The organism is Brevundimonas vancanneytii, assembly GCF_901421975.1.
Classification (GTDB): domain Bacteria; phylum Pseudomonadota; class Alphaproteobacteria; order Caulobacterales; family Caulobacteraceae; genus Brevundimonas; species Brevundimonas diminuta.
Map to the genome: position 1 here is coordinate 3,127,667 of NZ_LR588407.1, position 12,045 is coordinate 3,139,711.

The 12,045-nt window shown below is 58.7% G+C and carries 12 protein-coding genes; 6 read left to right on the forward strand and 6 right to left on the reverse strand.

What is annotated here, in order from left to right:
- Position 1: 1 nt before the first annotated feature.
- The 3 genes from FGL25_RS15515 to FGL25_RS15525 all read right to left on the reverse strand — a co-directional run bounded on the left by FGL25_RS15515 (position 2) and on the right by FGL25_RS15525 (position 4,089).
- Positions 2-1,321 (reverse strand): restriction endonuclease subunit S, encoded by a 1,320-nt coding sequence (locus FGL25_RS15515; protein ID WP_138142202.1) that lies wholly within the window; start codon positions 1,319-1,321, stop codon positions 2-4.
- A complete protein-coding gene (locus FGL25_RS15520; RefSeq protein WP_138142203.1) occupies positions 1,321-3,711 on the reverse strand; it encodes a type I restriction-modification system subunit M in 2,391 nt (796 codons plus the stop codon). Before FGL25_RS15520 ends, FGL25_RS15515 begins: the two co-directional genes overlap by 1 nt.
- 126 nt (positions 3,712-3,837) lie before the next feature.
- Positions 3,838-4,089, reverse strand: a complete 252-nt coding sequence (locus FGL25_RS15525; protein ID WP_138142204.1) for a hypothetical protein — start codon at positions 4,087-4,089, stop codon at positions 3,838-3,840.
- Between the two features lie 436 nt (positions 4,090-4,525).
- Between FGL25_RS15525 and FGL25_RS15530 the strand changes: the two genes are divergently transcribed.
- The 3 genes from FGL25_RS15530 to FGL25_RS15540 all read left to right on the forward strand — a co-directional run bounded on the left by FGL25_RS15530 (position 4,526) and on the right by FGL25_RS15540 (position 5,688).
- Positions 4,526-4,918, forward strand: a complete 393-nt coding sequence (locus tag FGL25_RS15530; RefSeq protein ID WP_138142205.1) for a hypothetical protein — start codon at positions 4,526-4,528, stop codon at positions 4,916-4,918.
- 102 nt (positions 4,919-5,020) lie between these two features.
- Complete coding sequence (locus FGL25_RS15535) at positions 5,021-5,407, forward strand: hypothetical protein (RefSeq protein WP_138142206.1); 387 nt, start codon at positions 5,021-5,023, stop codon at positions 5,405-5,407.
- On the forward strand, positions 5,404-5,688 hold the full coding sequence (locus FGL25_RS15540; RefSeq protein WP_138142207.1) for a hypothetical protein: 285 nt from the start codon (positions 5,404-5,406) through the stop codon (positions 5,686-5,688). Before FGL25_RS15535 ends, FGL25_RS15540 begins: the two co-directional genes overlap by 4 nt.
- A gap of 51 nt (positions 5,689-5,739) precedes the next feature.
- Here the strand turns inward: FGL25_RS15540 and FGL25_RS15545 are convergent, their stop codons facing one another.
- Positions 5,740-6,117 (reverse strand): LysR family transcriptional regulator, encoded by a 378-nt coding sequence (locus FGL25_RS15545; RefSeq protein ID WP_138142208.1) that lies wholly within the window; start codon positions 6,115-6,117, stop codon positions 5,740-5,742.
- A 205-nt stretch (positions 6,118-6,322) separates the two neighbouring features.
- Between FGL25_RS15545 and FGL25_RS15550 the strand changes: the two genes are divergently transcribed.
- Positions 6,323-7,429: an AAA family ATPase gene (locus FGL25_RS15550; RefSeq protein ID WP_138142209.1), complete on the forward strand. Its 1,107-nt coding sequence runs from the start codon at positions 6,323-6,325 to the stop codon at positions 7,427-7,429.
- 313 nt (positions 7,430-7,742) lie between these two features.
- Positions 7,743-8,894: a site-specific integrase gene (locus FGL25_RS15555; RefSeq protein ID WP_138142210.1), complete on the forward strand. Its 1,152-nt coding sequence runs from the start codon at positions 7,743-7,745 to the stop codon at positions 8,892-8,894.
- A gap of 86 nt (positions 8,895-8,980) precedes the next feature.
- Here FGL25_RS15555 and FGL25_RS18035 read toward each other — a convergent pair whose 3' ends face one another.
- Together FGL25_RS18035 and FGL25_RS15565 are read right to left on the reverse strand one after the other, a co-directional pair.
- On the reverse strand, positions 8,981-9,595 hold the full coding sequence (locus FGL25_RS18035; protein ID WP_125899619.1) for an NYN domain-containing protein: 615 nt from the start codon (positions 9,593-9,595) through the stop codon (positions 8,981-8,983).
- Between the two features lie 52 nt (positions 9,596-9,647).
- Positions 9,648-9,911: a hypothetical protein gene (locus FGL25_RS15565; RefSeq protein ID WP_046652720.1), complete on the reverse strand. Its 264-nt coding sequence runs from the start codon at positions 9,909-9,911 to the stop codon at positions 9,648-9,650.
- A 1,147-nt stretch (positions 9,912-11,058) separates the two neighbouring features.
- Between FGL25_RS15565 and FGL25_RS15570 the strand changes: the two genes are divergently transcribed.
- A complete protein-coding gene (locus FGL25_RS15570) occupies positions 11,059-11,688 on the forward strand; it encodes a GIY-YIG nuclease family protein (protein WP_138142211.1) in 630 nt (209 codons plus the stop codon).
- Positions 11,689-12,045: the final 357 nt, after the last annotated feature.

The window sequence follows — 12,045 nt, forward strand, 5'->3', positions numbered from 1 at the left end:
CTTACGCCACCTTGATCTTGCCCGTGACCGCCGCGTTGATCAGGCTGGTCTTGTATTCCTTGAGCGCAGCGATCTGGTTTGCCTTGATCGCTATGGCATCCTCGATCTTGCGCGACGCTTCGTCGATGTGGGCTACGATCTCGCGTTGCTCTTCGATCGGGGGCAGCGGCGTCTTGAATGCGCCGAACGCCTCCTTCGGTATCGTGTTGCGCAGACCCTTGTAGAGGCTACGCATTTTTTTGTCGGTGTCTGCAAAGATATAGAAGTGCAGCAGGAAGCGCGGATCGATGCCATCGGCTACCGAGTATACGGTATAGGCGCCGGTGATCATACCGAAGAACTCGGAAAGCCCGACGGTCCGGGGCGTTTCCTCGACGTCGAAATGACAGAACACGAAATCGCCCGGGCGGACCTCTTGATAGGTGTCGAACTCGGCGGGGAATTTGCCTTCGGGGTTCTCCATGTCACGCTTGATGACGCCGCGCAGGGTCAGCGAGAGCAGTTCGTACTCGGATGACCGCTTGCCGACGAGAGTTTTCCTGAGCCGGAAGATGTGCTTGTTCGCAAGTTGCTCCCAGTGCGCGGGAATCTGGCCGATCCAGTCGATGCGGCTGTCCTTCATGGGGGCGGTGGGGTTCAGGCCGCGAGTGACGGCCTCTTGGATCAGGATCTGCCGCCGCTCGCGTAAGCGCGCGATCTGTTCTTCCTTGATCCGCACCGCCTCGTCCACCTTGGCGCATTTCTCATCCAGAAACGCCGCGATGGCGTCCTGTTCTTGCTCCGGGGGGAACCACACAAAGGTTGGCTTGAGGACCGCCTGGCTGATGCTGAAAACTTTGACCCCCGTCACCTCGGTCTGCACCTGCGCACGGAAGGTTGTCGAGTCCAGCAGATAGGCCATGAAACGGAAGCTCATAGGCACCTTTGGTTTGGCGATCAGGGTGTGATAGCCCGCAAACGCCTGTCTTTCGCTGCTGTAACAGGTGAAATTGCCCGAACCTTCGATGTCCTCAGAGGTGTCCGCGAAAACGAAGTCGCCACGCCGGAGCAGCGAGGACTGGTTGTTTTTCATGTAGGAGGCGTCAACGCATTTTAGCGGATGACGGTCCGGGTCAACTTCAAATCCGTACTTCGAATGAACGTCCCCGTAGCTCACGCAAGGAATGCCTTCATCCTGAAGGTTCTCCTTGGTGATCGTCAGCCCCTTGTTGAAATTGAACACATGACGGAAGCGAGCGAGCCTCCATTCGGCTGGGAAGCGCGGAAGCTGGTCAGGGGTGGGCGCATGCCCATCGTCTGCGACAAGAGCGGCGAGCGTCATCACACCGCCTCCGACAGATCGGCGGGTTTCACCCCCAGAATATCGGCGATCAGGCCATCGGCCCTTTGCTCCAGCGCCAGAATGTCCCGCGTCACGTCATCCAGGCTGCGCAGTGGCTTGTGGCGGTAGAAATACTTGTTGAAGCTGATCTCGTAGCCGATCTTGACCGTGTCGAGGTTGATCCAGGCCTCGGGCACATGCGGCTTTACCTCGGCCTTGAAATAGCGGTGGATGCTGTCTTTCAGCGGCACCGCCTCGCTGTCGCGCAAATCTGTGCTGGTCTCGAATGTCAGCCAGCTGCCATCGGGCTGAGCATAAAGACCGAAGTCGCCCAGTTCGTCGATTCTGCAGCCCAGCCGCGCGGCCTCATCCTCCAGCTCGGACTTCGTGAAGCGCAGGGTCTTGCCGATGACCTTTTCTGCATCATCGGCATACCAGCTGACCGCGTTCAGAATCGTGTTCTTATCGGTCGCGGTAAGCTTGATCTTGCGGCTCTTGAGTACCTTGGCCACCTGCTCGCGGAAGACGTTGAAATCCGCCGTTTCCTCGGTGCCTAACGCCTCCTTCAGCTGGTGGCCGACCTCGATCATATCGCGCTGGCGCAGCCAGACAGTTGTGTCGACCAGCTTCACCCGCTGCTTGGCGTTCAGCGCGATCTCCCGCTCCTCGCACCAGGCGTGGATCGCCTTGGCGTGGCCTTTCAGGAAGCCGGGCTCATAGACCTTGTCGCCATGTTCGGCCCACAAATGCTCCATCGGCTCGCGCAAGGACTTGTCGAAGCGCAGGAGCTCCAGTCGTTCGGCGCTGAACTGCGCGCGGCGGCGGTCGGGGCGTTCGATGGTGACCTTGTGATAGCCAAAATCGGTGTTGTCGAAAATCTGCACCGCGATGCCGGTTGGATCGCCATTCGCGTCAATCTGTCGTTCGACCGGCTGGAACGCGAGATAGGCAGCTGTGATCTGGTCAATGTGTTCCGGCGCGAATTCGCAGTTCTTGTCGCCAAGGTTTTTGCGCAGCTTGCGGAACATCAGGTTGGCGTCGATTAGCTGCACCTTACCCCGGCGTGCCTCGGGCTTGGCGTTGGTCAGCAGCCAGACGTAGGTGGTGATGCCGGTGTTGTAGAACAGATTGTTCGGCAGCTGGATGATGGTGTCCAGCATGTCGTTTTCGATGATGAAGCGGCGGATGTTGGATTCGCCGCTGCCGGCGTCTCCGGTGAACAAGCTGGAGCCGTTGTGGACGGAGGCGATCCGCGACCCGATGGGGCTGTTGGCGATGGGCTTCAACTTGCCCACCATCTCCATCAGGAACAGCAGCTGGCCGTCGCTGGAACGGGGCGTTGCGTCGACGGTTTCCATCTTGCCCCAGTAGTCGGTCAGCTCGACTTGGAAGCGCGGATCGATGACGTCGTTGCCGTCCTTGATGTGCTTGATGTCGCTCTTCCAGCTTTTGCCGTAGGGCGGGTTGGACAGCATGAAATCGAAGCGATGGCCCGAAAATTCGTCGGTGGCTAGCGTCGAGCCGACCTTAATGTTCTCGGGGTTGTTGCCCTTAATCATCATGTCGGATTTGCAGATGGCATAGGTCTCGTCGTTGATTTCCTTGCCATACAGATAGACGTCGCCCTTGGCCGCGATGGGGCCTTCGGGGTCCTTGATGTAGTTCTGAGCTTCGGTCAGCATCCCGCCGCTGCCGCAGGCCGGGTCATAGATGGTCATCACCGGAGGCAGCTGGCCGCCTATCGGGTCGAAGATGAGGTGGGTCATCAGGTGGATCACCTCACGCGGCGTGAAGTGCTCCCCGGCCTCCTCATTGTTCTCTTCGTTGAACTTGCGGATCAGCTCCTCGAAGACATAGCCCATGCCGAGGTTCGAAAGACCGGGCATCATGTTGCCGTCGGGGTCTTCAGAATCATGGGGCGTGAGGTTGATGTAAGGGGAAATGAACTTTTCGAGGACGTCGAGCAAAACCTGCTTGTTCGCCATATGCCGCATCTGCTCGAGCAGGTTGAAGCGGGCGATGATCTCTTTGACGTTATCGCTAAACCCGCCGAGGTACTCCTCCACGTTGGCCAGCAAAATCTGCTGGTTGTTCGTGGCAGTGGCGTAGAGTTGCTTCAACGTCCACTTGCTGGTGTTGTAGAAAACATAGCCCGACGCTGCGGTTAGAGGGGCGTCATCAAGCTCCGTCGCCTTCATCTCCCCATGCTGGAAGCGAACTTCCTCCAAAACATCCTGTTTCGTCGGTTCGAGAAGGGTGTCGAGGCGGCGCAAGACGACCATTGGCAGTATGACGTCACGATACTTACCGCGCACATAAACATCTCGCAGGCAATCATCTGCGATAGACCAAATAAATGATACAATTTTATTGTGTACAGCATAATTCATAATAAAACGCCCCGGTACTTTAGTTCTTTATTATCGCTGCGCTGCAAGCCTAAATCGCAAATTTTATTTTGGTCTTGAAAGGACAGCGTAGGTAGGTTCGCGCCACGCGGCAACGATCGTGAGCAGCTATCGCCCTTGATCATACACTCGGTACTGAAGCGCGTTCGCTCCCGTCTTTTCCGGATGCAGGCTGATACCGCCCAGCCGTCCGGCGACCACGGACGCCTTGAACCGCGCCCCAAACGTCGTCGGGCTCAACTTCATATCCCATTCGGCTCCATAGAGTTTGGCCAAGGTATACAGGCCGGGCGGGGTGCCTCGGATAATACGCCCAGCTTCGGCGACCTCATCCGGATCAAGGACAAACTCTTCCGGCACAGACTTCTCCCGCTTAGCTTCGACCGCGTGTGATCGCGCGAATTAAGGTATCTTATTTGAAGCTGACGCCCTTGAAAGGCACCCCGCTCCCGGGAGCAGGCCAGGCTTCTGGACAACTCGTACTCCACCGTGACCCACAGCGTCACCATGCCGCTGTCAGGTTTGCCCGCTCAAAGCGCCTGAGGGAACGGCTTTCAAACGCTGCCACCACCCTGTCATTAAGCGTGCTTTCGGCACGCTAGGCGACCGCCTCATTGAGTTCGTCAGAGATGATGCCACTCATGCCAACCTGTCGCTGGGCAGGAAGGAAGTCTTGGCGCTTCATTGACTTAAGGCCGTTCACTAGGACGACCTGACGCCCCCCCCCCAACTCAATCTGTACCCACCCCCGTGGCCATCGCTGCGGGGGTTTTTTCATGCCCTGAAAGGACATCTCATGCTTTCCCTAAACGACCGTGATGCTGTTGCGGCCGCGCTCACAGACCCGACCATCGACCCCGCCCTCCGCGCCCTGATCGGCCTCAGGGTCTGGCAGGTGGATACCGATCGACATCGCTCCCTCGGTGAGGTTTTGCAGATCGTTGCCGTCCAGCCGGGCGATAAATCCGAGGAGATCCATGCCGCCGTTGGCTTCCCCATCACCTGGGACCAGGCCAATCAGCCCGGCTGGGAGTGGTTCAACGACCACGGCTCATGGTTCGAGCTGGCCTACGTCCTCACCGACGATTTCGGGATGCTGGTCTTCGTGGCTGACCATCCCGATACCAATCACACCCTGCGCTTCAACTGCCTCGGCTTCGCAAATCGGCCTTCGATAACCGAAGCCTGACCAGCCAAGGCTGACTGCCCGCAAGCCATAACGGCAACCCATCCGACCCGAGCTCTCCGGCACCGCCGCGAGGGCTTTTTTCATGCCTGAAGGAGTCTTCCTATGCTTTGCTTGACCAACCTTGCCGAGGTGGCGAGCGCGCTGAGCGATCCCGACCTCGATCCCAAACTGCGTTGTCTGCTAGCCCTCCGGGGCTGGCATTTTTACGGCCACCCCAAACATCATCCCGACGCCAGCCTGATCGTCATCCATGGTGGCGATACGCCGGACGTCATCAACACAGCCCTTGGGTTCGCCTTCACCGGCGAGGATGCCGATGACCTTTCCTTCGACTGGGTCGAGGACCACGGCCTCTGGTTCGAGATTAGCGTCACCCCTCCCCTGGGAATGCCCGTTCGGCTGTTCGTCGAGAACGGCCCCGGCACCGAACTTGGCATCCACTACCGATGCCTTGCCTACTTCTGGAACGAGGAGGCGCGGGGCGGATGATGAACAAGCTGCTCGTACTGCTCATCCTGGGCGTCGTGCTGGCCGTGCTCAGAGCGATGGCCGTGGGGTTAGCTGCACTGCTGCTGTTGACCCTCATCGGTTCCTTCATCGCCCGACCTAAGAAAACGCTGGCATTCCTCGGCACCCTCGGGCTCTCCGCTCTAGCCGTGGCTCAACCTCTCGCCTGCATCGTCGCCCTCGCGGTCGTCGGTATCGTCATCGTAGTTTCGGGGCGAAGGCGGAGTCCGGCACCGAGAAAGCAACTCGACCACCCGCACTGAAGACCAAAACGGATTAGAGAGGGAGCGGCGCCAATGAAGGATCGCTTCCTCTCAGTCGCCTCCCTGCACAATGGCGGAGTTGGGGCGCTCAGCCTGCTCCACCGAAGCATCCGCCTGCGGCATCTCGACCGGGGCGATGCGAGCCCGACGAAGCAACTCCAGCACCATCACCGCTTGCGGCAGAAATTCCTTGCCTTCTTCGGTCAGGGAAATTGGCCAAACATTGTCATCAAACAAGGGACGAAGACGGCCCCTCGCCAGCCACAGCTCAAGCTTCTTGATGTGCTTCGTCACCGTCGCCTGATCGATGCCCATCTGAGCGGCGACCGCAGCTCGTGTTCTGGCTTGAGCACACCGCACAAAAGCCTCCAGCCAAACGACTCGAAGGCCGCCGAACTCGGTTCCATCTTCCCGTCGCGTTAGCGCCATGCTGCCCTCCTCCTCACGAATACGCTCCCCCTCCAACCTAAACGAAATTTAATCTTGCCTACGATTTTGGCAAGGTTCTTACGGAAGGATCGTCCGCTAGGAAAATGTCATTTCCGCTGGAAAACCGGCAATTTGCTCTCGTTTACAGCTCAAAATTCCCCAGTCAGAACACGCTCATTGATCACGCAGCCAAGGAGATCGAGCGATGGATCGAGCCCCCGACGAACACCCCGACGAGCCCACTGGACCGACGCCAAAGGCTCCATTTCAGAAGCCCAATCCACTCATCCAACACAGCCTGAGAGGAGACGCCGCGAAGCTCCATGCGAGGGCGGTGGACACCAAGCCCCTGCTCGGCGACATCATGTTCCTGGGTCAGGCGACCATGATCTACGCCCAGCCCAACGCCGGTAAGACGCTCACGGTGATGCGGCTCATTCAGGACGCCATTGAGGAGGGCAGGCTTGATCCAAACGCCCTCTTCTACATCAACGCTGACGACAGCGGGAAAGGCTTGGCCGTTAAGGTCGAGATCTTAGAACTTATGAACGCCCACATGCTGGCCCCCGGGCTCAAGGGCTTCAAGGTCAATGAGTTCGTGGACAAGCTCATTCAGGCCACCCAGGACGGCAGCGCTCGCGGAACCGTGGTGGTCATCGATACCCTGAAGAAGTTCACCAACCTCATGGACAAGGGCCGCTCAAGCAGCTTCGCCCAGGTCTGCCGTGAGTATGTGATGGCGGGCGGCACCATCATCGCCCTCGGACATACCGCCAAGAACCGGAACGCGGATGGCACGATACGCTATCAAGGCACCACCGATATCATCGAGGACTTCGATGCCGTCTATGTCGCTGAACCGATGACGGGCAGCGCAGGGGCATCCGAACGGGTCATTCGCTTCACCCAGCAGAAGAGCCGCGCGGACAGCCCACAGGAGGTCGCCTATGCCTATTCCACCGAGCAAGGCCTGACGTATGCCGAAAAGCTGGCATCTGTCCGTCCCGTCTATCAAGAAGAATTGGAAGGTCACACCCTCGAGTGTGAGCAACCCAACGACGACGAGGTCATTGTCTACATCCGCGCTTACCTTGCCCAGGGTCACGGGCACGTCGGTCTGGATAAAATGATCAAGGCGCTTGCCCACACTGGCGACGTCTCCCGCGCACAGGCCCACCGCGTCCTAGATCGATACACCGGGCCAGATCCCGAAAAGCATCTGTGGAATTACGAGAAAGGCGCTCGAGGCAAGCGCACCTATTACCTGTTGAAAGATCGCCTAGCCGAGGGGCCCAGCACCCCAACTCCCTAATTCCCCAAAACCCCAGACACGCCGACCGACCCTGACTGGCTGACGATCTGGGGAACTGGGGATTTGGGGCGGTTCTCCGCCGCCCAACTCACGACGCGCCGCCCTTGCGGCCGCCCTCCCCTGCTGCCCGCCTGGGCACGCTCCGGGCTCCCCATGGCCCGGCTATCCCCGCCCCTGACGCGTGGCCCCTGCGGCCGCCTCTGGGGCCTCGCGGGCCCGACCCGCTCCAGACCACCCCACCCCAACTGACCGCCTCCCCGGCGGCTCCTCGGCGCTCGCCCGCCGATCCCTTAAACATGCAAGGAGATTACCCATGCCCAAGGCACACCTGACTCAAGCCTTCGTCGCCAACGCCGGTTGCGAGGTCGGCAAGAAGAAGACCGACTGGTACGACACCATCGTCACCGGCTTCGTCCTGGAATGCCGCTGCACCGGCGGCAAGACTTACTATCTGCGATATCAGGATCAGGCTGGCGGCCAGAAGCAGCACAAGATTGGCGGTTTTAACGACGTCACCTTCGCCGCCGCCAAAAAGAAGGCCCAGCAGCTTCGGTCAGAGGTGGTAATGGGCGGCGACCCCGGCGCGAAGAAGGCGCTGGCGAAGTCGATCCCCCTCTATAGCGAGCTGGCGGCCAAACACCTCGCCTTCGCCAAGGACCAGAAATCCTATGCCGATATCGAAAGCTGCATGCGGGTCCACATCATCCCGAAGTGGGGAAAGACACGCCTGACAGACATCAACAGCCGATCCGTGGCTCAGTGGCTGAGCGAAAAACGGGCGTCGGGCTTGGCTCCGGCGTCAGTGGAGAAGCTGAGGGTATTGCTCGGTCGGTCCTTCGTCCTTGGCGCAAGCTGGGACATACCGGGCACTGAACGAAACCCGACACGGGGCATCCCCCGCGCACCGCTGAACAACGGTCGTGAACGCTTCCTGTCGGCCGAGGAAGCGGCGCGGCTGAGGGAGGCGGTGGCAGCGTCTCAGAACCCCCAGCTTGAGCACATCGTCGGCCTGCTGCTCCTCACCGGGGCACGGTTGCGGGAACTGCTGGACGCCCGATGGGAGAATGTCGATGTCGAGCGCCGGTCGTGGTTCATCCCGACCAGCAAGACCGGGAAGTCGCGTTATGTGCCGCTCTCCACGGCGGCCTTGGCAATCATCGAAGAACTGCCGCGCTTCAAGGACTGTCCGTGGCTCGTGCCGAACCCCGATACCCGCCTGCCCTTCGTGTCGATCAAGCACGGCTGGCAGAAGGCGATCGAGGTGGCGAAACTGCCGGGCCTGAGACTGCATGACCTGCGGCACAGTGCGGCTTCGTTCATGGTCAACAGCGGCGTGGATCTGTTCGCCGTCGGCAAGGTCCTTGGACACGCCAGCTATCAATCCACGCAGCGGTATTCCCACCTAGCCAACGACACCCTGCTGAAGGCGGTCGAGGCGGGGGCGGCAAAGCAGGCCGCGTTCTAAGCTTAAGGGCTCCACCCGCATCCTGGCATCACGTCGGGGTGCGGGTGGGCACTATATTTTTTCCAGTAGCGCGGAGTGCAGGAGAATTAGACCGCCACTGATCGAGGAAATTCGTTCGCAGGTGCAGACATTGTTACGGACGCTTTGATTTCCGAGAAGTCCATAATTCGGACGTAGGGAGCGAGCTCTCCGCTTACGGAATTGCTAGTACCGATCAAAGTGACTGATACGTTTTCATTCTCGACTAGATGCTGGATCACTTCGCTAAAGTCTCCATCACCTGCAATGAGATACAACTTGTTCCAAGCGCGTTTACTGAATGACCGCATAATATGAAACGAAAGACCCACATCGACAGCTTTCTGTGTCTTCGTGACATACTGATCGCCAGATACAGGATGTATGATTGGGCCTCCGCCCATATGTTTGGGCCATTCATGAGCTTTGCTTTGAAGCCAGTATAATTTCACCCTCAACCCCGGGCCGCGGGGAGGAGGAGAGCTTAAAAACCGATGAAAGCCAGTCTGTCCAGCGGACGGCGGATCATTGTCGCAATCAAAATAATATGCGTCCCCCACGACCTCTCCAGCGTCTTCTTCTATATGCCGCCGCAGAAGCGCGTAATCCAAACGGTCGCGACCGGCCACAGACTGCCAAGTCTTGCTCGCATAACCCCCGTCTACAAACCAAGCTGTGGTCATAAGATCCCCATAACAGTAAAAACATCGGCAAAGACGCCGCGCTGGTTTTTGACTACTCGTCGTGCTCGTAGAAAACTGGGTTGTGCATCAGCACAATGTCCGTCTTGATTTCCACGAAGTGGAGCGGTTTTTCTTCAATCCAATGCAGTTCGGACGCCAGTTCGATCCATCGTTCCCGCACGTCCCGCCGGATACCGACTGTAAATCGGTCCTGATCATACCAGAGGGCCATTTGCCATTTCGGGATCACCGCCAGACCCTCGTAGGCTATCTTCTCCAGCAGCTGGTTCAGCTCGTTCTCATGCCGCTTCTTCATTTCGTCCCCTCCACGATCTCGAACAAGGCGGTCGCCCAATTAACGCTCGCTAATTGTTTAATTCGTGTAACGTCATTAGTCCGCGCTAGTCAATCAAATAACACTATGTTGCGCTCGTGGCTCACACACTCTGAAGGCCGTGGAGGCGGCAGAGCCCAGCAGCCGGTGGCCTGAACCCAAGCGCCTCGCCCGCGTCCTGGCATCACGTAGGGGTGCGGGTGGGCGCTATTTTTTGATCGCCGACAATCCTGAGCCTAGAGCGCCACCGTGAGAGAGCGGAGCGAAGGCACCTCATGCGGGTATTCGTCTCACAACCGACAGACGCATCCCCGCCGAGCTTCCAACCTCCACCGAATCAGGCGAACTCCGGTTTCTCAAATGCGAAGGGAGTGAGACGTGAAGCGCCTAAATCTCGGATATCTGTCAGCGGCTTGCTTGATCCTGGGTGTAATCTGCCTGACCGTGGCGACTGGCTTCGACACCGCGCCTTCTGGCACGCACAACATAGGCTTGATGCAAGAACAGATGCTCTGGTCCAACTTTGCTAGCGTATCGCTAGTAATTGCAGCAGTTCTGTTCGTCGGCCATCATTTTGGGAAAAAACTCGAGTCAGTGATGGGCACACAGGGCACCGTCGAAGGACCGGGCCCACGCAATGAATAGCAGTGGCATTGCTGCGGTTTGCTCAACCCTAATTCTTTTCGGTTGCGGCCCCCATGGCACACCAGACCCACAGCCCCGTCCCCAAACTATCGCCGAGTATAATGCCGCTTTCGAGGCAGCTACAGGCGACCCTACTGAAATTCCCATGTTGCTGCGGGAGGCGAAATTGCGCGCGCTCGACAAGATGGGAGGGAAGGCAGGTCCAGAGGATTTCAAAGGCTCGCCTGATCAAGACCCCGCACTTATCCAGCGCTGGCGAGAGACTGGTATGGCTTACTTCAACGCTCCGTTTGGCACGGTAGAGGAGCGAAGGGCTTGGGAAGCATATATGCGCGCGATTCATGATCCCCGCCTACTCGCGCAGTCACAAGATGTGACACGCGAAGGGGAGCAGAAGAGGGAAGCGGCTGAATCCTGATCACACACAACTTCACGGGCGCTATATTTCGTACTGCGAAGGTATTCATGACCGTATAAGGACATCATGTTCGAGTTAGCATCATCCCCTATGGGCGAAGGGATCGTTTACGTCCTCACCAACGAGGCCATGCCGGGAATCGTGAAGATCGGCAGGACATCGGGCGACACGGTTGAACGGCGCGTGGCGGAGTTGAGCCGGGCCACAGGCGTTCCCCTGCCGTTTCGTGTGGCCGTCGCCCGCCGGGTCCACGATGCAGTGAAGGTGGAGAAGGCGCTTCATGTCGCCTTCGGTCGAGAGCGTGTGAACCCGGCCCGTGAGTTCTTCTCGATCGAGCCATTCCGCTTGATTGAACTGCTGAACGCCTTCCCTGGTGCCGACCTCACGCCGGAAGCAGAAGCCGCCGCCGAGCGTGAGGTGAAGAAGGAAGAACCTCGCGCGTATGAAGCCGAACGGAGCTTCGAACAGAAGAAGCGGCGTCCGCCACTGAATTTCGAAGAGATGGGTCTGTCGATCGGATCGGAGTTGGTTCACGTCGAAACCGGCGACGTCATCGAGATCGTGGAAGCCAAGAAAGTTCGTCTGCGCGACGAGGTGGTGTCGCTGACCCGCGCGCAGATGATCATTTCGGGCGCGCCCTATGCCGTTCAGCCTGGCAGGTATTGGAGGGCAGCCGATGGTCGCATCGGTATCTGAGCACTACGAAGCAACCTATCCCCACGATGACGAGGCCGACGTTTGATCGCCGGAACGGATCGCAAATGCGAACCTCCGCAGGTATGGTGCAGGTCGAAATTTGAACTTGGTCTGAGTTAGCGCGCGCAAACTAGGAAACGATTGAACCACGCGATCGGGCCAGAATGGGAAGTGTTTGGGTGGTGCCACCTTCCAGGATGCGCAATGGCATCCAAAGCCATACCAGCGCTGGGTTTGACCGCCGGGCTTCAAACGAGTTCGTAATGAGGGGGTCGCGTGTTCGAGTCACGCAAGCGGCACCACCTTTCCAGGGCACCACTGGCTTTGACGCCCGGCCGGGATAAGCCGGAAGACGCT